General features: G+C 65.2%; 18 protein-coding genes and 1 pseudogene. 9 read left to right on the forward strand and 10 right to left on the reverse strand.

The window, feature by feature from the left end; all coding sequences use genetic code 11:
• Positions 1-68 precede the first annotated feature (68 nt).
• Positions 69-1,829, forward strand: a pseudogene (locus B9N93_RS26295) (Rne/Rng family ribonuclease); the annotation flags it as partial.
• 1,634 nt (positions 1,830-3,463) lie between these two features.
• Positions 3,464-4,825: a DUF1800 family protein gene (locus B9N93_RS09300; protein WP_085212980.1), complete on the forward strand. Its 1,362-nt coding sequence runs from the start codon at positions 3,464-3,466 to the stop codon at positions 4,823-4,825.
• 64 nt (positions 4,826-4,889) lie between these two features.
• On the opposite strand, the gene B9N93_RS09305 is transcribed toward B9N93_RS09300, so the two are convergent.
• Genes B9N93_RS09305 through B9N93_RS09315 form a run of 3 tightly spaced genes read right to left on the reverse strand, consistent with a single transcriptional unit; the run spans position 4,890 to position 7,264 of the window.
• A complete protein-coding gene (locus tag B9N93_RS09305) occupies positions 4,890-5,378 on the reverse strand; it encodes a WbuC family cupin fold metalloprotein (RefSeq protein ID WP_085212982.1) in 489 nt (162 codons plus the stop codon).
• Positions 5,379-5,388: 10 nt separating this feature from the next.
• Positions 5,389-6,411 (reverse strand): DUF3298 and DUF4163 domain-containing protein, encoded by a 1,023-nt coding sequence (locus tag B9N93_RS26700; RefSeq protein WP_085212984.1) that lies wholly within the window; start codon positions 6,409-6,411, stop codon positions 5,389-5,391.
• A gap of 46 nt (positions 6,412-6,457) precedes the next feature.
• On the reverse strand, positions 6,458-7,264 hold the full coding sequence (locus tag B9N93_RS09315; RefSeq protein WP_085212986.1) for a M90 family metallopeptidase: 807 nt from the start codon (positions 7,262-7,264) through the stop codon (positions 6,458-6,460).
• Positions 7,265-7,363: 99 nt separating this feature from the next.
• Between B9N93_RS09315 and B9N93_RS25445 the strand changes: the two genes are divergently transcribed.
• Both B9N93_RS25445 and B9N93_RS09320 read left to right on the forward strand, forming a co-directional pair.
• Positions 7,364-7,531 (forward strand): hypothetical protein, encoded by a 168-nt coding sequence (locus B9N93_RS25445; protein WP_176225205.1) that lies wholly within the window; start codon positions 7,364-7,366, stop codon positions 7,529-7,531.
• 98 nt (positions 7,532-7,629) lie between these two features.
• On the forward strand, positions 7,630-8,184 hold the full coding sequence (locus B9N93_RS09320) for a hypothetical protein (RefSeq protein WP_085212988.1): 555 nt from the start codon (positions 7,630-7,632) through the stop codon (positions 8,182-8,184).
• Between the two features lie 18 nt (positions 8,185-8,202).
• On the opposite strand, the gene B9N93_RS26305 is transcribed toward B9N93_RS09320, so the two are convergent.
• Positions 8,203-8,328: a hypothetical protein gene (locus B9N93_RS26305; RefSeq protein WP_254899365.1), complete on the reverse strand. Its 126-nt coding sequence runs from the start codon at positions 8,326-8,328 to the stop codon at positions 8,203-8,205.
• A 224-nt stretch (positions 8,329-8,552) separates the two neighbouring features.
• On the opposite strand from B9N93_RS26305, the gene B9N93_RS09325 reads away from it, so the two are divergent.
• From B9N93_RS09325 to B9N93_RS25450, 4 genes are all read left to right on the forward strand, one after another.
• Positions 8,553-9,269 carry a cytidylate kinase-like family protein gene (locus tag B9N93_RS09325; protein WP_085212990.1) on the forward strand — a complete coding sequence of 239 codons (717 nt, stop codon included), beginning with the start codon at positions 8,553-8,555 and terminating at the stop codon, positions 9,267-9,269.
• Positions 9,270-9,273: 4 nt separating this feature from the next.
• Positions 9,274-9,726 (forward strand): ATP synthase F1 subunit epsilon, encoded by a 453-nt coding sequence (atpC, locus tag B9N93_RS09330; RefSeq protein WP_085212992.1) that lies wholly within the window; start codon positions 9,274-9,276, stop codon positions 9,724-9,726.
• 77 nt (positions 9,727-9,803) lie between these two features.
• Positions 9,804-12,539, forward strand: a complete 2,736-nt coding sequence (ppdK, locus tag B9N93_RS09335; protein ID WP_085212994.1) for a pyruvate, phosphate dikinase — start codon at positions 9,804-9,806, stop codon at positions 12,537-12,539.
• A gap of 50 nt (positions 12,540-12,589) precedes the next feature.
• A complete protein-coding gene (locus B9N93_RS25450) occupies positions 12,590-12,736 on the forward strand; it encodes a hypothetical protein (protein WP_176225206.1) in 147 nt (48 codons plus the stop codon).
• Between the two features lie 5 nt (positions 12,737-12,741).
• Here B9N93_RS25450 and B9N93_RS09340 read toward each other — a convergent pair whose 3' ends face one another.
• The 6 genes from B9N93_RS09340 to B9N93_RS09365 all read right to left on the reverse strand — a co-directional run bounded on the left by B9N93_RS09340 (position 12,742) and on the right by B9N93_RS09365 (position 20,652).
• The gene (locus tag B9N93_RS09340; protein WP_085212996.1) at positions 12,742-14,976 is read right to left on the reverse strand and encodes an FUSC family protein; all 2,235 of its coding nucleotides are present in this window, start codon (positions 14,974-14,976) and stop codon (positions 12,742-12,744) included.
• A 47-nt stretch (positions 14,977-15,023) separates the two neighbouring features.
• Complete coding sequence (locus B9N93_RS09345) at positions 15,024-16,139, reverse strand: HlyD family efflux transporter periplasmic adaptor subunit (protein WP_085212998.1); 1,116 nt, start codon at positions 16,137-16,139, stop codon at positions 15,024-15,026.
• A 30-nt stretch (positions 16,140-16,169) separates the two neighbouring features.
• Positions 16,170-16,454: a YtcA family lipoprotein gene (locus B9N93_RS09350; RefSeq protein ID WP_254899366.1), complete on the reverse strand. Its 285-nt coding sequence runs from the start codon at positions 16,452-16,454 to the stop codon at positions 16,170-16,172.
• Entirely contained in the window at positions 16,441-17,928 is a 1,488-nt protein-coding gene (locus B9N93_RS09355; RefSeq protein WP_125468912.1) for a TolC family protein, read from the reverse strand. The genes B9N93_RS09350 and B9N93_RS09355 overlap by 14 nt, the downstream gene beginning before the upstream one ends.
• 48 nt (positions 17,929-17,976) lie before the next feature.
• Entirely contained in the window at positions 17,977-18,513 is a 537-nt protein-coding gene (locus tag B9N93_RS09360) for a MarR family winged helix-turn-helix transcriptional regulator (RefSeq protein WP_085213004.1), read from the reverse strand.
• Between the two features lie 177 nt (positions 18,514-18,690).
• The gene (locus tag B9N93_RS09365) at positions 18,691-20,652 is read right to left on the reverse strand and encodes a cyclic nucleotide-binding domain-containing protein (protein ID WP_085213006.1); all 1,962 of its coding nucleotides are present in this window, start codon (positions 20,650-20,652) and stop codon (positions 18,691-18,693) included.
• 213 nt (positions 20,653-20,865) lie between these two features.
• Here B9N93_RS09365 and B9N93_RS09370 point away from each other — a divergent pair, with 213 nt between their 5' ends.
• Positions 20,866-22,224, forward strand: a complete 1,359-nt coding sequence (locus tag B9N93_RS09370; protein WP_085213008.1) for a DegQ family serine endoprotease — start codon at positions 20,866-20,868, stop codon at positions 22,222-22,224.
• The last annotated feature ends 47 nt before the right edge of the window (positions 22,225-22,271 follow it).

Consider the following 22,271-nt stretch of genomic DNA (forward strand, 5'->3'; position numbering starts at 1 on the left):
CCCAAAATAACAATGGCTGCGAGACCACTTGCCCGGCTTTCACGGGAAGACGCCAAAGGAACAGCCGAATGAGAAGAATGCTAATCAATGCCACGCAGCCCGAGGAACTCCGGGTCGCGTTGGTGGATGGACAGAAACTCTACGATTTCGATATCGAAGTCCCTTCCAAGGAGCAGAAAAAAGCCAATATCTACAAGGGCATCATCACCCGGGTGGAACCCAGCCTGGAGGCCGCTTTCGTCAACTTCGGGTCGGAGCGCCACGGGTTCCTGCCCTTCAAGGAAATCACCCCCAATTATCTCGGGGGTTCTTTGGACGAGGATTATACCCGCCGCGAAATCAAGAACCTGCTCCGCGAGGGCCAGGAAGTCATCGTCCAGGTCGAGAAGGAAGAACGCGGCACCAAGGGCGCGGCGCTCACCACCTATATCAGCCTCGCGGGCAGCTATCTGGTGCTGATGCCCAACAACCCCAGGGCGGGCGGCATCTCCCGCCGCATCGAGGGCGATATCCGCTCCGATATGCGCGAGGTGATGAGCCAGCTCGAAATCCCCGAGGGCATGGGCCTGATCGTCCGCACGGCGGGCGGCGGCAAGAGCGCCGAGGAATTGCAGTGGGATTTGAACTACCTGCTGCAACTGTGGGAGGCCATCGAGCGCTCGTCCAAGGAGAAGACCGCGCCTTTCCTGGTGTTCCAGGAGAGCAATGTCATCATCCGCGCCCTGCGCGACCATCTGCGCGGCGATATCGATGAAATCCTCATCGACAGCGATCCCACCTTCAAGTTGGTCAAGAGCTTCTTGCAGCAGGTGATGCCGCAATTCATCCAGAAGGCCCGGCTCTATCGCGACAACGTGCCGCTGTTCAGCCGCTACCAGATCGAAAGCCAGATCGAACTGGCCTACGCCCGCGAAGTGCCCTTGCCCTCCGGCGGGGCCATCGTGATCGACCACGCCGAAGCCCTGACCGCCATCGATATCAACTCGGCCCGCGCCACCAAGGGCGGCGATATCGAGGAAACCGCGCTCAACACCAACCTCGAAGCCGCCGACGAGATCGCCCGCCAATTGCGCCTCCGCGACCTGGGCGGGCTGTTCGTGATCGACTTCATCGACATGATGGCGTCGCGTAACCAACGGGCGGTCGAGAACCGCCTGCGCGACGCCATCAAGGCCGACCGCGCCCGCATCCAACTGGGGCGGATTTCCCGCTTCGGCCTATTGGAGATGTCGCGCCAGCGTTTGCGGCCTTCCTTGGGCGAATCCAGCCTCTTGACCTGCCCGCGTTGCCACGGCCAAGGCTCGGTGCGCAGCGTGGAATCCTTGGCGCTCGCCGTGCTGCGCCTGATCGAAGAAGAGGCGATGAAGAAGAACACCGCCAAGGTGATCGCCTACCTGCCGGTGGATTCCGCCACCTATCTGCTCAACGAGAAGCGGCCCAGCGTGCAGGATGTGGAGAAGCGCCACAACGTCGCCATCATCATCGTGCCCAGCAAGCAGTTGGAAACCCCGGCCTACGAGGTCCAGCGCGTCCGCACCTCCGGCCCGGAAGAGGAGGTCGAAAAGCGGCCCAGCTACCAAATCGCCAAGCCCGCCGAGCCCGAAACCGCCAAATACGGCAGGGAAGCCCCGGTCGGCAATGGCGGCACCGAACCCGCCGTCAAGGAATTCATGCCGGCCCAGCCCGCGCCCGCCGCCACCGGCATGGTGGCGCGCACCAGCGGCGGCGGTTTGATTAAGCGCTTCTGGACCATCCTCACCGGCAACAAGCCCGAGGAGGAACCGGAAGTCCGCACCGCCACCGTCGAATCCAGTCCCGCGCCCGCGCCGCAAATCCCGCCCACGGTCCAGCCCCCTGCGCCGCCGCCGCCGCAGCGTGGGCCCAGGCCGCCACGGGGCGAATACCGGCAGCAGCGCTACCCGGAACCCAAGCCGCCGCGCCCGGCCCCGCCCGCGCCCGCCTTCGCCGAGCCGCCCGAGTCCGAGCCCGAGGAAGACATCCGGGAAGGCGCGGCTTCTTTCGACGAGGCCCAGAACGGCGAACGCAAATCCCGCGAAGGTGGTCGCCGCGGCAATTCGCGCCGCCGCCGCCAGCGCCGGGAGGGTTACGCGCCCCGCGGTCCCGAGTCGTTCCAGGACGCCGCCGGAGAAGGCGTCGAGGAGTCTGTCGCGCCCCTCGCCGCAACTCCGGCGGAAGCAGCAGTACCAGACTTCGACGAGCATCCTGCCGCCGGGCCGGACGAGGCTCCCGAGGCCGTGCCCCGCGAGCGCGGCTCTCGTCCCCAACGCCCGCCCAGGGTGACGTTCACCTTCGCCCCGGCGCCGGGTTCGGAAGACGATCCCGCATGGGCGATCCCGCCCCAGGTGGAAGGCGAAGCGCCGGTCGCCGAGACGGTGGAACCGGAATCCGCCGATAGCGGGGAGGACGAAGCCGAGTCGCGGCCAGTGCGCCGTAATCCGTTGCGCCGGGCTTCCAGCCGCCGCCGCGGGCGGGGAGGGCGGCGCGATAAGCCCGCGGCTGACGGAACCGGCGAGCCGGGTTTCGCCGATGCCGATGGTGAAGGCGAAGAGTTGGCGGAGGGTATGGAAGAAACCCTGGCCGATGCCGATGCGGAAACGGTCGTGGCGGAGCCAGCCCCGGAGCCACCGGAAGCCACGGCTTCCCTGTTCCAAGGCGCGGAAGCGGTCGTTCCCGAACCGGTCGTGGTGCCCGAGGTGCCGGAAGCCGAAACGCCGGTGGTCGAGAGCGCTGCCGCGGCGGAAGCGCCGACAGTGTTGGAAGCCGCCGTCGTGGTCGAGACGGTGGCGGTGGCCGATGGGTCGGCGCTGGCCGAAGCATCCGCCGAGCGGGCCGGACCTGCCGGGACCGGCGCTGTCGAACCGACCGGAACTCCCGCGGTCGCCGCGGTGGCGGAGGCACCCGAGCCCGTGCCGGTCGAAGCCGTCGAAGTCACCGAGGCCGGGCTTGAAGCGCCGACGGTGGCCGAGGTTTCCAATGAGGTTGCCGCGCCCGAAGTGGTCGAAGCCGAACCCACCGCGCCCGGATCGACTGAAGCCGTCGCGCCCGAGGTTCCCGTAGCCGCGGAAGCCGTCGCCATCGAAGCCTCCGTTCCGGTGCCTGCGCCGCCCGAGTCCGCCGAGGTCGCCGAGGTCGCCGAGGTCGCCGAGGTCGCCGAGGTCGCCGAACCGCCCGCCCCCGAACCTGGGGTGGTCGCCGCGGTCGAAGCCACCGAACCCGCGCCGGTCGCGGAAACCGCTACCCCCGCCGTCGAGGAGGCCAAGCCCAAGCCCGCTCCCGCCGCGGAATAAGCCTGGAAATCCCGGACGGGGATGGTGTCGCCCGGTGCGATGCCATCCCCGTTTGCGTGGGTGCGGGTCCGGGGGATGGGCAAGCATCCGGGCCGCGTCCATCATCATGCCCGGCTCCGGGCCGGATCGGTCCTAGGTTCGAGGCGGGTAGCAGGATGGCGAGGGAGTCCCACGATATGGCGGAGCAAGGCGAGGGAGGCGGATTCGCCCGTTTGGTGTTGGGCTGGTTCGGCTATGGTCCCGGTCCCGCCGATCTGGCGGCGTTCGTGGCGCGGGGTTTCGGGCCTTGGCTGGAAACGCAATTGGCCCCGCCACCGGGCGACGATCCCGAAGTCGTCCAGCGCCTCGCCCAGGTTCGGCTCAATATCAAATATCCCGCCGACGCGCATTGGCCCGCCGTCAATGAACAGCGGCCCCTCGCCAGCCTGGATCGGCCCATCGAGGCGCTCTGGCCCTTACTGGACGCCCAGCCCCGCCATCCCGCCGAGCGGGCTTGGCCCCGCTACGAGGTGATCGCCGCCACCTTGATCCGCGCCATCTATAGCCGCTATCCGCTGCGCGAGGTGCTGGCCCAGTTCTGGCGCGACCATTTCAATGTCAACGCCTTCGGTCCCAATGCCATCGCGGTGGCTTTGCCGGTCTACGACCGCGAAGTGATCCGCAAGCACGCCTTGGGCAATTTCCGCGCCTTGCTGGAAGCCGTGGCCGGTTCCACGGCGATGCTGTATTACCTGTCGAACCGTTCTTCCCGCGCCGGGGCCGCCAACGAGAATTACGCCCGCGAGCTGTTCGAACTGCATACCCTGGGCCGCGACGCCTATCTGAACGACCAATACAACCGCTGGCGCGACGTGCCGGGCGCCGTGGCAGGCCGGCCCGAGGGCTATATCGACCAGGATGTCTACGAAGCGGCCCGCGCCTTCACCGGCTGGGAGGTCGAAGATGGCACGGCTTTGGACGGCCAGCGCAAACTGCCCGCCACCGGGCGTTTCGCCTATGTCGAGACCTGGCACGATGGCTATCAAAAGCGGGTGCTGGGCCAGGAATTCAACCCCTTCGCCGCTGCCCTGGACGATGGCGGCAAGGTGTTGGATTGGGTTGCCCACCATCCCGCCACCGCCCGCCATCTGGCCGGGAAGCTGTGCCGCCGCTACGTCGGGTCGGACGCGCCACCGGAACTGGTCGGGCGGATCGCGGAGGTCTGGACCCGCACCACCCAGGCTCCCGACCAAATCGCCCAGGTGGTCGCCAACAACAAGAGCCAGGGCACCGACCATGGCCGGGGGGGCTTGATGGCGGTGTTGGGCGGCAAGGTGGCGGGCGGGCGGTGTTATGGGCCGTGGCCGGGTTTGCGGACCGGGCAATTGGAGGAAGGTGTCGATCTCGCCGTCACCACCGATTACTGGCGGGTGCTGGCCGAGGTCTTGGGCTGGCAGACCGGCGCGAAGGGCAATCCCTGGTTTCCGGGCTACGACTATCCGGGCGGCTTGGGTTTGTTCGCGGGAGGGCGGGGGTAATCCTCCGGGACGGGTGGTTCGCGGCGGAGGCTTGAGCCGGGACCCGGATATGTGGCAAACCCGTTCACCAGGCGGGCGCTTGTTCTCCCGCCTGCGCCGTCCGGTACCACTGTTCCAACAAGCCCGCCGCCGCCACGCCCTCGGCGGGGGCCCAGGCCGCGCAATCCTGTTCCGCGACGGCGCGATAAGGGCCGGGTTTCACCTCGAACATCACCGTCTCCGGGACCATGACCACGGCGGCGTGCCAAGTCTGGGCCGGGATTTCCAGGGCGAGCGTGCCTTGCGTCGCGCAAAGCTCGATGCGTTCCGCTACCCGTCCCGCGTCGTCGAAAATCAAGATCGAAAACGCGCCGCGTAGCGCCAACATCAATTCCCAATCGGCGTGGCGGTGGGGCCGGACATAGGTGCCGGGGGCCAGGGCGTTGAACAGGCGTTGCACCGGGTCTTCCAACGCCGGATGCAGGTTGAGGTTCTTGCGCAGCCGGGGCAGGGCGGCGGCGGTGGCGCTGAGTGCGCGGAGATCGGTGTCGGCGAGGGTCTTGAGCGGGGACATGGGCGGACCTTCAGGGTTTGGCGTTGCGCGAAGCCAGCGGTCCATCCTGGCGATAGAGTCCCGCCAGCGCCCGGTGGGGAATCACCGCCCGGAAATGGCCTTCGGCATAGCTCGCCACCGCGTACGGCGAGAAATGGAAGGCCAGCCCGACTGGCAGGATACTGAAGCTCAGTTCATCCTTGTCGAGTTCCTTGGTGAAATCCTTGATGCCGCCGTCCACCACCGAGGAGGCTTTCTGGCGCTTGAGTTCGGTGACGATGAGGCCGGAGAGCTTGTTGATATGGGCCGGGGATTTTTGCAGCACATCCCACAGCTTGAGCGGGCGGACCGCGCCGCCTTCGCCGATGACGTAGTCGCGGGCATCCAGCCCGGTATTGCCGTGCGCCCCGCCCGAATATTCATAGGCGGTACACAACAGGCTGACCGTGTTGGGCAGCACGCTTTCGACATCGCAGGAGGTGGTGGCGGACAGCCGATCTTGGGCGGCGGACCCGCCCGGAGCGCTTTGCAGTTCGGTCCGCACGTCCTGCACCGATTTGAGGTTTTGGGCCAGGTTTTGTTGGGCTTCGCCCGCCAGGAGTCCGTTGAGCTTGGCGTAGCGCGGATCGTCGAACTTGGGGAAATCGACCCAGATATTGCTATCCGGGCTGACCAGGGTTTCGATGTGGGCCAAGCGGGTCAGGGCCAGGGGCAGGGTTTTTTTGCCGTCGGCGCTTTTCCAGGTGCCGGTGCCGGTTTTGCCGTCGGCGGCCAGCTTGCCGGAGAAGGTGCCGGTGGGTTTGCTGTCGTTGTCGGCACGGGTCCATAGGCTTTCTTTCCACTCGAAGCCGTCCTTGCCCGCCGTCCCGGCCAGTTCCAGGCCGTCCGCGCCGCTGGCGTCGTAATAAATCTGGCCGTGGTACATCCCTTCGTTCAGGCGCAGGCTGGCGATGGCCTGGATATGGCCGTCGATCACCACGCGGTAAACCTCGCCTTCGGCTTGGGCCAGGACGGGGAGGCAGAGCGCGGACAGGAGCGCTAGGGATGTTCTCATGGCGGGGTCCGGTGTGTTGGGGGGGGCGTGCGAAGATAGCGCCGCCTCAGGGAGCTGGCAATACGGGTTCCGCGCCGGGGTGGGGATAGGGCGGTAGCCGCGCCGCCGGGTCTTGCCGGTAGAAGCGGGCGAGTTGCTGGTAGACCTCGGGGTATTCCAGCATGACCAGTTCCGGCCACTCGAAGAAATATTCGCTGAGGACGGCGAAGAATTCGCCCGGTTCCTGCGCCGCGTAGGGATCGAGGGCGGTGTCTTCGCCCGCGTCCAACCGGGCGTTGAAATCCTGGTAGGCTTGGGAAAACACAGCCGACCATTCCCGCCGTTTCATATCGCGGTGCAGGGGCGGGAAACCATCGGGCGGGCCGTTGAGCAAATCCAGCTTATGGGCCATTTCGTGGATCGCCACGTTATAGCCTTCGCACAGCCCGGAGGCTTCGACATCGGCCCAGGACAGCACCAAGGGGCCCTGTTCCCAGGCTTCGCCGCCGAGGATATCCTCCCATTCGTGCATCACGCCGATAGCGTCGAACTGCGAGCGGGGCCGTACGAACGCGCCGGGATAGACGATCACGGTGCGCCAGCCCGCATACCAGCCATCATCCAGCCCCAGGATCGGCAGGCAGCAGAGCGCGGCGATCCGGGCGCGGATGCCGTCGTCCAGCACCATGCCGCCGGCGGGTTCGATGAGTTTGTCGGTGAGGAAGCGGGCGGCGAGTTGGCGGAGCTTCAAGGTTTCGGCGGCGTCCAGGCCAACGAGGATCGGCAGTTCGGCCAAAGGCGCCCAGAGGCGATCGGCCAGCGGTGGCGGTCCGGCGGCGGGGCGGGCGAACAGGCGGCGGAAGAACGGGAGCATGGGCGGGTCCGGGACTGGGCAGGGGAGTGGAATTTAGCCGATGGCTCGCGGGTCTACAACGCCCGTGATCGGGATCAATCTACGTGGGGAGTTCGAGGCATGGTGAATTATTTGCTGATGATCGTGGCGTCGGTGGCGGGGATCGTGGTCCTGGACGAAGACCCGAGCAGCGTGTCGCCCCAGGAATGGATTTTGTTCGCGGTGATGGCGTATTCGACGGTGGGCCTCCTGCGTAAATTGCAGGAATTCATCCGGGACAATACCTGAAGGCCGGGCCGGGGATTTTGGCCTACACTCAGGAGCATCGCGGCGGGGGGCGGTTTTCCCGCCGGATCGTCCCAATATTAACAATCGAGGAGTCCGCCATGTCCAAGCGCTTTATCCCGGTATTCATGGCCTTGGCGCTGGCCTTGCTGCCGCCGGTCCAGGCCGGTGCGGCGGGCGTCAAGAACGATGTGGCGGGCCAATGGAGTTTGGTGTATACGCCCAGGCCCAAGCTGAAGGTTTCCGCGTTCGGCCAGCCGGTGCGGGGCCGGTTCCAACTGCCGCAATTGCCGAAAACCGACGCCGTCACGTTCACCCCGGACCCGGCTTTTCCGGGGACCGGCCAGTTCGCCACGCAATTGTTTTCCGGGGTATGGAAGCAGAGCGGGGCCAAGGTCAAAGGTACGCCCACCCAGACTGTGATCGAATCGATGCTGGCCGGCTATCTGCAACAAGGGAGCTTGTACGGGGTGAGCTTCTCGGGGGGCACGCTGGTCAGCGCCAAGAACCAGCTGACCGCCGTGGTACAGAAGAACGGCAGGCTCACGGGCACCTTCCTGCATGTCAGCACTTGGCGCATCGCCGTCACCCAGCCCCAGGCGATGACGGTGCCGTTACGGATCAAGCTTTTGGCCCATTTCAAGGGGAAGCGTTGAACCTGGGCGGGGGGCGGTTCATGGGCGCGGGTTCCCGGATTTCCCCGCGCCATCCCGGAGTTTCCGCGCCGCCCGATAGGTCAGAAAGATCAGCGCCGCCGGGATCATGATGAAAGCCGCCAGGAAGCCGTATTCGTCGAACATGGTTCACCTCCGCAGGAAACAGGGTTAACGACGGGCACCGTGGCGGTCCGCATCGCGGTGCTTACCCTAACACCCCGATGTGGACAAAGGCATGACATCATCAACGGCGATGTACCAAGATTAAATGCCAGGATTTTTTGGGATTAACTGCCATAATTCAAACGCCGCGCCCCGGAAGCCCGGCCAGGCATCCAAGGAACCCCCGTCCCGCCACGAGGAAGCCCATGTCCACCCAAGACCCCTACGCCTTTCTCAAGGCCATCCTCACCAAGGATTTCGAGACCGGCAGCCCTCATATCAACGGCAAACCCCATGATCCCTTGATCATCACCTTGTCGCGGGATTATGGGGCGCGGGGCGAGGTCATCGCCGAGCGACTGGCCTCCTGCCTCGCGATTCCGCTCTACGACCAGGAAATCCTGGAGCGGGTGGCGAAGCAGGCCAAGATCGACGCCTTCAAGTTCAAGCCCCAGGACGAAACCGTGTCCGCCGGGATTTCGACCTTCCTCTACAGCCTCATGACCGGCACGGCGGGCGAGATGCAGACCTACCGCCGCCAGCTCTACGCCACCGTGTTGGAACTCGCCAAGCAGGATGGCCTCTTGGTCGGGCGCGGTGCCCACCTGATCCTGTCCGGGCGCAAGGTGTTCCGGGTGCGGATCGTCGGTTCCAAGCTGGTTTGCGCCAAGCGCGTGGCCGAGGAGCAGGGCATCCCGCAGTTGGAGGCCGAACGCAAGGTCTACGAGGTCAACACCAAGCGCCATAAGTCGATCTTGAACCTCTATGGCGATAGCTTCGAGCAGTGTTCGCTGGAACACGCCCAGAACTTCGACCTGGTCATCAACACCGACCATATTTCCGCCGAGAGCGCCGTGTCCTTGATCCTGCTCGCCCTGCGGCAAGCGGGCTTCGAGCTACACCGGCGCATCCCCCCAACCTGAAACCATGCCAGCCACCCACACCCTCCTACAAGTCGAAATCGCCGACGTGGCCCGCCTCATCTACGCCGGGCCTTGCGACCGGCTGGTGGCCCCCGCCGCCCTCGGCGAAGTCTGCATCCTGCCGCGCCATGCGCCGTTCCTGGCCCAACTCCGGCCTGGCGTGGTCCAAATCCAAACCCCGGACGGGGCGCGGCAAAGCTTCTTCCTCTCCGGCGGCTTCATGGAGGTCAAGGACAGCACCGTGCATGTGCTGGCCGACCACCTGTTGCGCTCGGAGGAAATCGACCGCGACGCCGCCCTCGCCGCCCGGCGCGAGGCGGAACGCATCCTCAAGCACAGCCCGCTCTTTAGCGAGCGCGACCGGGCCAAGCTGGAGCTGACCAAGGCCCTGGCGCAACTCCGGGTACTCGAACATGCCGAGGTCCACAGGCTGAAACAACAACGCGGCAACCTATAGGCGCGATCCTCCCAGGATTCCGCACCGGCCTGTCGCGTCCGGCCCGATTCCCTTACAAACCACAAGGAGACAAGCCCATGAGCAAGAAATACGTTTATGCCTTCGCGGAAGGCGACGGTCACAACAAACCATTGTTGGGCGGCAAGGGTGCCAATCTATGCGAGATGACCCAGATCGGCTTGAATGTGCCGCCGGGGTTCGTCATCACCACCGAAGCCTGCCTCGAATTCCTGGACCAAAAAGCCCTGCCGATGGGGCTGTTGGAAGAGATCGGTGAACATATCCGCAACCTGGAACAACAGACCGGCAAACAATTCGGCGGGGCGGACAACCCGTTGCTGGTGTCGGTGCGCTCCGGTTCCGCCATGTCCATGCCCGGCATGATGGACACCATTCTGAACCTGGGGCTGAACCAGGAAACCCTGCGCGGCTTGATCCAACAGACCGGCAACCAGCGTTTCGGCTACGATGCCTACCGCCGCTTCATCCAATTGTTCGGCAAGATCGCGCTGGGCGTGGACGACCATCTGTTCGACCACGAATTTGACGAGGTGAAACGCGCCGCCGGGGTCAAGGCCGATATCGGCCTCAGCGCCGAACATTTGCAGGATATCAGCGCCCGGTTCCTGCGGGTGGTCCACGACGCCACCGGCAAACCCTTCCCGGAGAATGTGTTCGAGCAATTGGAAATCGCGGTCAAGGCCGTGTTCAATTCCTGGATGGGCAAGCGGGCCATCGATTACCGCCGCGAATTCCACATCACCCCGGCCATGGCCAACGGCACGGCGGTCAATGTCGTGACCATGGTATTCGGCAACATGGGCAACGACAGCGCCACCGGCGTGGGTTTCACCCGCAACCCCGGTACTGGCGAGAACGAGATGTATGGCGAATATCTGGTCAACGCCCAGGGCGAGGACGTGGTGGCTGGCATCCGCACGCCCAAGCCCGTGGCCGAGATGGCCAAGGAAATGCCCGAGCTGTACCGCCAACTGGTGGAACTCCGCAACAAGCTGGAAGCCCATTACCAGGAAGTCCAGGACTACGAATACACCATCGAAAAGGGCGTCCTCTATTGCCTGCAAACCCGCAACGGCAAGATGAACGCTACCGGCATGGTGCGCAGTTCGGTGGAGATGTTCGGGGAGGGCTTGATCACCAAGGAACAAGCCCTGCTGCGGGTCAACCCCAGCCACCTCGAACAATTACTGCACCCGCGCCTCAATCCCAGCCACAAGGAAAAACCGCTGGCGACCGGCCTGCCCGCCTCGCCCGGCGCGGCCAGCGGCAAATGCGTGTTCGACGCCGATCAGGCCGAATTGCTGGGCCGGGGTGGCGAAAAGGTCATCCTGGTGCGCGAGGAAACCAAGCCGGAGGACATCCATGGCTTCTTCGCCTCGCAAGGCATCCTCACCAGCCGCGGCGGCAAGACTTCGCACGCGGCGGTGGTGGCTCGCGGCATGGGCAAAGCCTGTGTGGCCGGGGCCGAGGGCATCCAGGTTGATAGCCGGTCCCGTCTGGCCCGCGTCGGCGAACTCACCCTGCGGGAAGGCGATATCATCACCATCGACGGTAGCAACGGCAATGTTTACCTGGGCGAAATCCCCACCATCCCGCCCAAGTTCTCCGAGGAACTGAAAACCCTGTTGGGCTGGGCCGACGAGGCGGCCCGGCTCAAGGTGTTCGCCAATGGCGATACCCCGGACATGGCCGCCGTGGCGATGGAATACGGCGCGATGGGCATCGGCCTGTGCCGCACCGAGCGCATGTTCAACGCCAGCGAGCGCCTGCCGGTGGTGGTCGAGATGATCCTGGCCCGCAACACCGAGGAACGGCAGGCTTCGCTCGACAAACTCCTGCCCATGCAGCGCCAAGACTTCATCGACATGTTCAAGATTTGCGCCCCGCGTCCGGTGACGGTGCGCCTGCTCGATCCGCCCATGCACGAGTTCCTGCCCAGCGAACAGCAATTGCTGGACGAAATCGAGGGGCTGAAGGAATACCGCCTCGCGGTGAAGGGCCGCGCCGCCGCCCTGGCCGCGCTCAACGCCTTGCAGCACACCCACGCGGTCAACACCGACCTCAGCGAGGACTTGGTGAACAGCGTCATCTCCAAGAAGGAACTGATGCTGCGCAAGGTGCGGGAACTGCACGAGGTCAATCCGATGCTGGGCCATCGCGGCGTGCGCCTGGGAATCACCTATCCCGAAATCTACGAGATGCAGATTCGCGGCATTTTGGAAGCCGCCGCCGAATGCGTGAAGGACGGCGTGGAAGTCAGCCCCGAGATCATGGTGCCCCAGGTCATCACCGCCCAGGAACTCAAGTGGGTGAAGGCCGGGGTGGACAAAGTCCGTGCCGAGATCGAGCAGCGTTATGGCCTGAGTTTGAAATTCAAGTTCGGCAGCATGGTGGAAACCGTCCGCGCCTGTTGCCGAGCGGGGGATTTGGCCGGTATCGCCGAGTTCTTCTCGTTTGGCACCAACGACCTGACCCAGGCGGCGTTCTCGTTCTCGCGCGAGGACGCCGAGAACAAGTTCCTGCCGCTCTACACCGATAGCGGTATCTTGCAGGACAACCCGTTCGAGGTGCTGGATGTGAAGGGCGTGGGCGTCCTGATGCAAATGACGGTGGAACTGGGCCGCAGGACCAATCCCGACCTCAAGGTCGGCATCTGCGGCGAACAGGGCGGGCATCCGACCTCGATCCGCTATTGCCACGAGTTCGGGCTGAACTATGTGTCCTGCTCGCCGCACCGGGTGCCGATTGCCCGGCTGGCGGCGGCCCATGCCAAGCTGTTGACGGAGCAATGACTACGGGTCGCTGCGGGCGACATCGCCACGCTCGGCAGGCGCTGACGCAGATGAACCTGCGATTGCAGCACGCGGTGGACCGGGAAGCGGATCATCCGGGCGATCCTGGCTGCGCCTCGCGCCCCTTGGTTCAGCGCGGCGCTGAACCTCCCGGCTTCCTGCGGATGGCCGCATCCCGCATCGTGTCCGCCCGGTGATCGGTTCAACCCCGTTGGATCGACGCCGGGCTTGAGGTGTCCCCGAGGTTGTCCACAAGCGATTCGAGTCCCTCCATGTAATCCAGGAGGATTTTGTCGAGGTCGACACAGGCGAGTATCGACTTCTGGGTTTCCCAGTCCATACCGGGGGTGCTGATCAATTCGCGTGCCGAGTTTTCCAGTTGCGTCAACAGGGGACGGCAGGAGGGCGCGGGAGGGGAGGGCTTTTGCTCGATCCGATGGATCATGCGGGACAGCGTTTCGGAGAGGGCTTGGTTGAGGGCGTCCTGTCGTTCGAGCAGGGGTTGTGTTTTCGCCCGGAACGAGCTGTCGAGATGGTAGCGATGGCGGGCCTGCACGACCCGCGCGACGCCGTGCATGGCATCGAGGACCAGATCGATGGCGTAGACCCGGGCGGCGGCTTCCGGCTTTTGGGCACCCGGCTCGATTTCGGCGTGTTCCAGTAGGCTCGCGGAGCGTTGAAGGTCCGCGTCTATCGACCGCATCAAGGCACCCGCCGACAGCGCTTTGTCGGCGGAGGCTGTTTCCAGCGATAGGAACTTGCCCAGCGTGCGCAGCGTGGCTACCAGCCGGGCCATCGACATGCGTTCCGAGTGCTGCGGCCAAACCAGGTAATCGATCAGGCCGGCCACGACGATGCCGAGCAGGATGCCCAGGACCCTATCCCAGGCGCTTGCCAGATGGGTGACCGGCCCATACCCCGGTAAAACGGCGTTGGCGAAGGAAAAACCGATCTGGGTGCCGATATAGGCGATGCGGGGGCTGCCCGACCCCACCCAGGCCGCGAGCCAGCACACCGGGGCGATGGCCAGTAGGAATCCCGCCACCGTGTCCAGCGCGGGCTGGACCGCGATGATGAAGGTATAGGCCAACACACCGCCGAGGATGGCGCCGACGATCCGCAACAACGACATGCGATAGCTGGCGCCAAGGCTGGATTGCGCCACGATGACGCAGGTCAGCATCGCCGTGCCGATATCCGGCCAATGCAGGGCTTCGATCACCAGCAGGCAAACGAGGGTGGCCAAGGCGAACTTCATGCCGAAATGGAGCGCGTCGATGTTGTCGATCCAATAGGCCCGGCCCAGCAGGGCGGGCAGTCCCGGTGGCTCGAATTTCGGTTCCGGCCTGGCGCCGAAGGCGGGCGCTTGCGCCTCCGCGCCGTGCAGGTCGGCCAGGGTTTTCCTGATCCGCGAGGCGGCGTCGTCCAACCGATGCACGAAGTGGGCGACCGGCGGGTCGGAAGGCGGTTTCGGCGCGGTGTGTTCGGGAAGCCGGGGAGCTGGTTCCGGGCGCGGCACCTTGGACTCCAGGAAATCCGCCCGTAATTCCCGGCATAGGGCCGCGTTGTCCAGCAGCCGCGAAAATTCCCGCCCGCCGAACCGGCGGGGGGTTTCCCTACCTTGCACGAGGCGGGTCAAAGCGGACACGTTGTTGAACCAAGTGTCGATCTCCACGATCAAGTCGGTCCATTCGGGGCGCTTGGCCTTGATTTCGGGGTGGGCGTATTCGGCGTTGCCCAACAGGTGGAAATGGCGGGAAATGGCACCGGGCCTGGGCCGGTCGCGGAGGGGTGGGTCGCCGTTGGCGGCGTCGGCCTGGCCGGGAGCCACCAAGCGGTCGAGCATGTGGATGATCGTATCCAAGCGGCCGGACAGGTGCTGTTTGAGTTCGTCCAGCGGGTCTTGGGGCCAGAGGGTGAGATGGGCGACGAGGGCGCTGCCGAAGGTGAGCATCACCAAGGTGGGAAAGAGCCAAAGCGCGGAATAGATGTTCCTGCCGGGCTGTTCGGCGTTCATCAGCACCACGGCCACGTACAGCACGGCCATGATGGTGGGGCTCCCGGTCGTCCGGGCATGGAACAGCAGCAAGGTGATGAGGCCGAACGACCAGGGCACCAGGAACCAGGGCTGGTCGCCCCACAGGGCCAGGCTCAGGATGCTGAGGCCAATCGCGATCAGCACCAGCTTCACCAGCCGCAGGGCGGTCAGCAGGGTCATCGCGTAGTCGGTCATGGCGGACCCGAGCATCATCACGAAGGCGAAGCTCAGGGCGATTGTCGGGGGCGGACGCAGGGTGACGCTGACCAGGCTGATGAACATCAGCACCGCGAAGAGCCGGATCGTGAATATCCGGCGGACCGGTGTCCAGCGGAGTTCCACGCGCAGGAAATCCGCCAGGGACAGGCCATACCAGAGGCTACGCCAGAGGTTCCGCATCTAGGGTGCCCCGCCGATGGGGGAAGGGAGTCCGGGGCGGTCGGCCATCAAGGCGGACCGGAGGCCGTGCCGGTGCCCACGACGGTGGTGAAGGCCGTCATGCCCATGCGGAACGGGTGGCGGGGGTCGCGGTCGAGCAGTTTGATGCGCACCGGGAAGCGGGAGGCCAGCACCACCCAGTTCAGCGTCCTTTCCACGGTCGGTAGCGAACCTTGCTCCTTGATGTTGTCGGGATAGTTGGCCCAGCCGATCCCTTGGACCTCGCCCCGGAACCGCTGGCCGGGATACGGCACCAGGAACACGTCCACCGCCATCCCCGGTTGGATGTGCTCCAGATAGGTTTCCTTGTAGTTGGCGACCACATACCAATCGCGGTCGTCCACCAGGGCGAACAGCTTCTGGCCCGGCTGCACGTATTCGCCGACCGCGGTGTTGAGGTTGGTCACGTAGGCGTCGAACGGGGCGCGGACGGCGCAATATTCCACATCCAATTCCGCGCCCCGGACTTCGGCGCGGGCGGCTTCGATCTTGGCGAACACCTCGCCGAATTGGGCGAGGTTGGCTTCGGCTTGCAGGTGTTCCTTGTGCGCGAAATCCACGCCCAGGGTCGCCGCGCGTTGCTTGGCGACGGCGTCCCGGAGGGCCGCCGCCGAGGCGTCGCGGGCCGCCGTGGCCTCGTTTACCTTGTTCGCGGTCACGAATTCCTGGGCCAGCAGGGGCTTGATCCGGTCCAGATAGCTTTGGTCGAATCCGGCCTTGGCCCGGAGCCGGGCGATTTCCGCTTCGGCGGCCAGGCGTTCTTGTTCGGTCTGCCGGACCTTGGCGGCGCTGGCTTCGATCAAGGCCCGATCCGATTCGACCGCCTTTTCGGCCAGTTGCAGCTTGGCCCGCGCTTGGTCGAGTTTGGCCTGGTATGGGCGCGGGTCGATGACATAGAGCAGGTCGCCCTGCTTGACCCGTTGATTGTCGGCGACATGCAATTCGACGATAAGGCCACTGGCATGCTGGGGGGCGATGTCCACGATATTGGCCCGCACCATCGCGTCGTTGGTGCGCGGGTGGGCGAGGTTTTCCCGCCACGCCAGGACCCCGGTCAGCACGGCCCCCAGCACGAACACGGCCTGTAGCCACCGGCCTATCCAAATCCTGGTGTTCTCGTTCATCGCGCGGTGCCCGTAGGGTTGTTCGAAGCATCACACGGCATAGCCGACCAGCCAGATGGTGAAGGTCAACAAGGCCCATAACGCGGTGTAGGTGATCAGGGGGTTGCCCAGATACGGGGAGAGCTTCAACGCCGAAAACGCCAGGGAGGCGGCGGCGGCGAGGACCAGGCCGGACAGCATGCAGACGATCCAGGGGGGCCAGAACGAGCCTTGGACGCTCAACAAGGGATCGCAGCCCGTCAGCAGGAGCGGTCCGGCCCAGGCGAGCGACCGTGGCATGGGGAGGCGCGGAGTGGCATGGTTAACTGGGTTCATCTGAACTTCCCGTGGCGTAGACCAAGGTGGCGACCGCATTGAGCAGGTTCGCCCGGCTCTCGATCTCGGTGGACCGGGCATGGGCGAGGTTGCGCTCGGCGGTCAGTAGATCGATGGCGGTGGAAAGGCCGTTGGCGTAGCTTTCCCCGAGCGCCTCGTAGGATTTTTCCGCCGCCTTCAGCAAGGCCATGGCGAACTCGCGCTTGCGCAAGGCGGTTTTGACATTGGCATAGCTTTTCCACACCTCCTTGACGATCTGCAATTTCAAGGCGTCGAACTCGGCCCGCGCCGCATCGCGCCGCGCCGTGGCTTGGCGGACGGCGTTGGTGCTGGCCCAGCCCTCGAACAGGTTCCACTCGAACGCGAGCCCCGCGCCATAGTCCAGGTAGCCGGCCCTAATATCGTTCGGCAAAGGGGCCGGCCCCGAGAGGTAGCGGTAATCGAACACGCTGGCACCGGCCTTGGCGTTCAACGACACGGTGGGCAGGAACGCCGCCTCGGCCTTCTTGATGTCGGCTTCCTTGGCGCGGAGTTCGGCCAGCCGGGCGGCCAGGTCGGGACGCTGGCCCAAGGCCTGGTCGATCAATTCGTCGGCGTTGGCCTCGATGGCCCCAGGGACGGGAAGGCTATCGATCCCGGCCATCTTCAGCTCGATATCGGGCGTCAATCCCAGGCTTTCGGCCAGTTCGGCGCGGGTATCCGAGACCTTGCCCAGCGCCGCCTGGAGTTCGTAATCCGCCTGGGCCTTGTCTTGTTCGGCGAGCAGCAGATCGGGCCGGGTCGCCAAGCCCCGCTCCAATTGCGCCCGTACCGACGCGGCGTTCATGCCCGTTTGCCGTACGGTGGCCTCGGCGGCTTGCACCTGGGCCAAGGCCGCGTTGTGCGCGAAAAACGACTTTTGGATATCGTAGACGACTTTTTGATGGACCCGGTTGAAGCTGAAGTTGGTGGCCAGTAGCTGCTGCGTGGCCTGATCGATCTTTGCCGGGCGGCTTTGGTCGAAAAGCATCCAGGAAAGCCCGAGGCTGGGGGTGCTGGTGAATCCCCGGAACAGGAACACCGCTTCGGTTTGCTGCCCGTAACCGGCGTTCGCCTTGGCGGTCAGCACCGGGAGCCAGACGGATTCGGCGATTCCGAGGCCCGCCGCCGCGGCCCTGGCTTGTTCCCAGGCGGCGCGGGTGGCGGGGTTGGCGCGTAGGCCAAGATCGACCAGGTCGGATAGCTTGTATTCCTTGCGCGGTTCGATCCAGGCTTTTGCCGCCACCTCCACGCCGGACGCGGCGGGTTGGGGCGCGGGGCTGGGTACGGGACGCCAATCGGCGTGGCGGGTGGCGGGCGCGGCCAATTCCGGCGCGAGAACATGCGCGATTTCCGGTGGGTAGGCCGGATGCGAACAACCGGCCAGGCCGATGGTGGCCGCCAATGCCGCTATGCCGAACACCATGGGGGCAGGCCCGCTAGGCTTGACTGTCAACTGCAACCTCCGTGCTGGCTTTGAAGGGATGGTCGGTTCCGTCCCCGGTTATGGCCAATCGGGGGCCGGAGATTCCCCAAGCGGGTCCAAGTCCTCCGCGTCGAATCCCGACCCGGCTTCCGGCTGTCCTGGCAGGCCGTCGGTGGCGAGGGTGGCGGCGTTCACGGCTTGGCGCAACTTCGTCAAAGCGGCATGCAACAGCGCGATATCCGCCGCGGCGTAATCTTGGAAGAGCTGTTCTAGATAATCGAGGTGTTCGGGAAAGCCCCGTTCCCACAGGGCGTGGCCCGCCTGGGTCAAGCGGACGATCTGGCTGCGCCCATCCTTGGGCGAGGGCGTGCGTTCGACCAGCCCCTTGTCCTCCAGGCGTCCGACCACGCCCGACAAGGTGCCTTTCGTGATCAGGGTTTTCTCGCCCAGCGCCTTGTGGGGCATGCCCGGTGTTCCGCCCAGGGCCAGGATCACGTCCAATTGGGGCAGGGTCAGCCCCAGCGTTCCCGCGTGCTTGGCGGCATAGGACAGGAAGGTTTGATGGGTGCGGATGAGTTCGCGCAGGACCGGCGGGAATATGGCGGGAAGGTGCATCAGACTGTTAGAAAGTTCTAATGGAAACCAAATATAAACCCAACATGCGCCGATCTCAACCTGAATTCTCTAGGTTCTGTTGACGTAAGCTTGGCCGATGGGGGCAGGTTCAGTGGGCGAACCGACTGGGAATCGGCGATGCAGAGTGGGAAGTGATGCGCCCCATCCTGATGGGCGTCAGCCCTCGATCAGCGAGCGCAGCAGCGCCCGGCCCGGTTCCAGCCCGAGCAGGCCGCCCAGGACCAGGGCGGCCAGCAACAAGCCGGCCAACAAGGCCCAGAGCGCTTGCTTGGCCAGGGAAGCCTTGGGCAGGTTGGCGGAGGTTTCGCGCATCGCCACCGTGGCGGCGACCTCGCGCACGGATATCTGGGTTTTGAGGGTTTGGGTCTCGGCCTTGAGCTTGGTGTTCTCCGCTTCGATCTCGGAAGTCCGCGCTTGCAGGGCGGCGACCTCGGCCAGGGCGTGCTGGCGCACCATTTCCAATTCCGAGCGCAGGGCTTCCGCTTCCCCGCCCCCTGAATAATCGCCGCTGTCGAGGAATTCCTCGACCACGGTTTTCAATTCCCCCACCTGTTTGTGCAGGGCTTCGACTTCCTGCTCGGCGGCTTCCTTCTCGAACAGGGCTTGGGAATGCGCGGCCTTGAGTTCCTCCAGTGCCTTGCGGAGTTCTTCCAGGCCCGCCCCCCCGGCCGCGGCGCGCGCCGCTTGGGCTTCCGCCAGTTCCCGCGCCAGCCGCCCATGGTCCTGGACCAGGCTTTCCAGCCGGGATTCATGGCGTTGCAGGGTTTGCTTGGTTTGGTCCAATTCGGCCAGGGCGGCGTCTTTTTCCCGCGCGAGTTGGCCGCGCTCGGTTTCCAGGAATTGCAGTTCCCGTTCGGCCCGCGCCAGGCGGTCGCGTAGTTTGCGGGTGTCGTCGGTGGGTTCGCCGTCGGTGGGCGCGACGGGGTCGGGGGGAGTCCATCCGGGGGCCGGGGGTTCCCAGGCGGCCAGTTCGATATCCAGGTCGATGTCGTCGGTTCCGGGCGGCGCGGCGGCGGGGTCTGGGTCCTGGGGCGGGTCGCCGGGGCCGGGGTTGTCGGTCGGCCCGGCTTGGACGATGAGTTCCGGCGGCAGGGTATCGATGCCGCCCCGCAGGGCATAGGCCTCGAAGCCATGGCGTAGCAGGAGATACGACCCCGCCGCGCTGACCTTGCCATCCTCGCAGACCAGCACGTATTTGCGGTGGCGTTCCAGCGAGGGCAGCATCATCCTCAGGGAAAAGAACGGGGTGTTGATCGCGCCGCGGGGGTGGCCCTGTTGGTAGATATCCGGCAGGCGCAGGTCTAGCCACTGGCCGTCCTGTTTCATCATCGCCCGCGCCTCGGCGCTATCGACGTAGCCGATGACCGGCTGGCCGACCAGCTTCATGAAATTGGCCTTGTCGAGGCGCAGCAGGACGCCGTTGGTCGCCATGGTCACGGTGACGGTGCGCGGCTTCTCGGAGATCAGGGCGTCCTCGCCGAAGGTGTCGTAGTCCTTGAGGGTGGCGAGCTTGATGTCCTTGGCGAGTTGCGAGGGCTTGCGGGTCAGGGCGCATTGGCCTTGTTTGATGATGTAGAAATAATCCCCCGGATCGTCCTGCTTGCAGACGAACTCGCCTTTTTTATAGGGGATTTCCTCGACGGCGCGGAGCAGGGCTTGCAGGTTGGAGGGCGGCAGGCGGCGGAATATCGGCGAGCGCAACAGGGCCGAGATCCAATCGCCGCCGGAAGTGTCCGGCGAATGGCTGACGGTGTAGCCGGGCAGCGGGGCCGGGCCTTCGTCGCGCTGGTTCACCTGGTCGGTGGCGACGCGCACGTAGCGCACGCGGTCCTTGGCGACCGCCGACACCTTGCGCGGGTTCTGGTGGGCGAGGGCGAAGCGGCCGGTTTCCGAGCCGCCGGTCACGGCGTCCATTTCCACGCCCCCGGCTTGCAGGGAAATGGTGCCGCTCAGCACATAGACGAATTCGTGGGTGGGATCGCCCTGGCGGAACAGGAGGGTGCCCTTGGGTCCGTCCTCGATTTTGAGTTCGGCGCACAATTGCTCGAAGCGGGGGGCCGACAAGGTGTTCAAGGGGATGAGCCGACGCAATTCCTGCGCTTCTGGGGAGATCGCCATGGAGGGTGTTCGTTAGTGGTGTCGGGTAGGGAAGTGGGGGCCGGGCCGGCTTGGGGTCGGGCCTGTGCCACGGGTGGCGGAGGGGTCCGGCCCGAGCTTTAAATCCGCACGGGGTAGCCCAATATAATAGACCATCGCGGCGTCACTCCAAGCCTTTGTAAAGGCCCGGAATCCGGGCGGGATGCCGGTATAAAACAGCGTTCGAGGTCAAACATGTCAAGATTTCCGCAGAGATTGCTCGCCTTGGTTTTGATGGGGGGGTTGGCTTGTTCCGGCATGGCGTCGGCGGCCTGGCCGATAGGCGCGGATGGACAACCCATCCCCAGCCTTGCGCCCATGCTCAAACGCACCACCCCCGCCGTGGTGAATATCTCGACCCGCACCCAAATCCAGGAAGCCGAGCATCCCTTGATGCGCGATCCGTTCTTCCGGCATTTCTTCGATATCCCCAACCAGCCGCGGCGGCGGGAGGGTTCCAGCTTGGGGTCCGGGGTGATCGTGGACGCCCGCCGCGGCTATGTGCTGACCAACAACCACGTCATCGACAAGGCCGCCGAGATCATGGTCACGCTCAGCGATGGCCGCAAGCTCAACGCCAAGCTGGTCGGGGCCGATCCCGAATCGGATATCGCCGTGGTCAAGGTCGATTCCAAGGACTTGGCCGAATTGGCGGTGGCCGATTCCGACAAACTGGAGGTGGGCGATTTCGTGGTCGCCATCGGCAATCCGTTCGGGCTGGGGCAGACGGTGACTTCGGGCATCATCAGCGCCTTGGGGCGGTCGGGGCTGGGCATCGAGGGCTACGAGGATTTCATCCAGACCGACGCCTCGATCAACCCCGGCAACTCCGGCGGCGCCCTGGTCAACCTCAAGGGTGAATTGATCGGCATCAACACCGCCATCCTCGCGCCCAGCGGCGGCAATGTCGGCATCGGCTTCGCCATCCCGGCCAACATGGCGGTCAGGATCATGAACACCCTGGTTGCCCATGGCGAGGTGCGGCGTGGCCTGTTAGGCGTTTCGGTGCAGGACGTGAGCCACGAACTGGCCCAGGCCTTCGGGCTGAAGGAGACCCAGGGCGCAGTCGTCACCGGGGTGCAGCCCGGTTCGCCCGCCGACCAGGCCGGGCTGGAAGCGGGCGATATCGTCCTCGCCATCAACGACCGCAAGGTGCGGAGCAGCATGGATGTCCGCAACGCCATCGGCCTGTTGCAGGTCGGCGAGGCGGTGCGGATCGAGGTGTTGCACAAGGGCGAGGCCGAGACCCGCGAGGCCAAGATCGCCGCGCCCCGGCTGGAGGTGGCCGAGGGCCAGAAGCTCAGTCCCAAGCTGGCGGGAACCCTGCTGCGCAACGCCGAGGACGGTGGCGGGGAAAGCGGCGTCCTGGTCGAGAAGATCCATACGGCGTCCGCCGCCTTCCAGGCCGGCCTGCGCCCCGGCGATATCATCGTGATGGCGAACCGCAGGCCGGTGAAGGATGTGGCGGACTTGGAAAAGGTGGCCAGGGGCGGAGGCCAGTTGTTGCTGAATATCGAGCGGGATGGTGGCGGGTTCTTCTTGCTGTTGCGTTGACGCGGGAGGCCCGCCGGAATCGTCGGCATTTCCCGGAAACCGGCGGG

It is taken from the genome of Methylomagnum ishizawai, assembly GCF_900155475.1.
GTDB classification, from domain to species: Bacteria; Pseudomonadota; Gammaproteobacteria; order Methylococcales; family Methylococcaceae; genus Methylomagnum; species Methylomagnum ishizawai_A.

Excerpts from the sequence above, each read along its gene's own strand:
- B9N93_RS09315 (WP_085212986.1), bottom strand. The coding sequence starts at position 7,264 with ATGCTCCCGTTCTTCCGCCGCCTGTTCGCCCGCCCCGCCGCCGGACCG.
- B9N93_RS09320 (WP_085212988.1), top strand. The coding sequence starts at position 7,630 with ATGTCCAAGCGCTTTATCCCGGTATTCATGGCCTTGGCGCTGGCCTTG.
- B9N93_RS09305 (WP_085212982.1), bottom strand. The coding sequence starts at position 5,378 with ATGTCCCCGCTCAAGACCCTCGCCGACACCGATCTCCGCGCACTCAGC.
- atpC (WP_085212992.1), top strand. The coding sequence starts at position 9,274 with ATGCCAGCCACCCACACCCTCCTACAAGTCGAAATCGCCGACGTGGCC.
- B9N93_RS25445 (WP_176225205.1), top strand. The coding sequence starts at position 7,364 with ATGGTGAATTATTTGCTGATGATCGTGGCGTCGGTGGCGGGGATCGTG.
- B9N93_RS25450 (WP_176225206.1), top strand. The coding sequence starts at position 12,590 with ATGAACCTGCGATTGCAGCACGCGGTGGACCGGGAAGCGGATCATCCG.
- B9N93_RS09340 (WP_085212996.1), bottom strand. The coding sequence starts at position 14,976 with ATGCGGAACCTCTGGCGTAGCCTCTGGTATGGCCTGTCCCTGGCGGAT.
- B9N93_RS09360 (WP_085213004.1), bottom strand. The coding sequence starts at position 18,513 with ATGCACCTTCCCGCCATATTCCCGCCGGTCCTGCGCGAACTCATCCGC.
- B9N93_RS09350 (WP_254899366.1), bottom strand. The coding sequence starts at position 16,454 with ATGAACCCAGTTAACCATGCCACTCCGCGCCTCCCCATGCCACGGTCG.
- B9N93_RS09325 (WP_085212990.1), top strand. The coding sequence starts at position 8,553 with ATGTCCACCCAAGACCCCTACGCCTTTCTCAAGGCCATCCTCACCAAG.
- B9N93_RS26700 (WP_085212984.1), bottom strand. The coding sequence starts at position 6,411 with ATGAGAACATCCCTAGCGCTCCTGTCCGCGCTCTGCCTCCCCGTCCTG.
- ppdK (WP_085212994.1), top strand. The coding sequence starts at position 9,804 with ATGAGCAAGAAATACGTTTATGCCTTCGCGGAAGGCGACGGTCACAAC.
- B9N93_RS09345 (WP_085212998.1), bottom strand. The coding sequence starts at position 16,139 with ATGAACGAGAACACCAGGATTTGGATAGGCCGGTGGCTACAGGCCGTG.
- B9N93_RS09365 (WP_085213006.1), bottom strand. The coding sequence starts at position 20,652 with ATGGCGATCTCCCCAGAAGCGCAGGAATTGCGTCGGCTCATCCCCTTG.
- B9N93_RS09370 (WP_085213008.1), top strand. The coding sequence starts at position 20,866 with ATGTCAAGATTTCCGCAGAGATTGCTCGCCTTGGTTTTGATGGGGGGG.
- B9N93_RS09300 (WP_085212980.1), top strand. The coding sequence starts at position 3,464 with ATGGCGAGGGAGTCCCACGATATGGCGGAGCAAGGCGAGGGAGGCGGA.
- B9N93_RS26305 (WP_254899365.1), bottom strand. The coding sequence starts at position 8,328 with ATGTTCGACGAATACGGCTTCCTGGCGGCTTTCATCATGATCCCGGCG.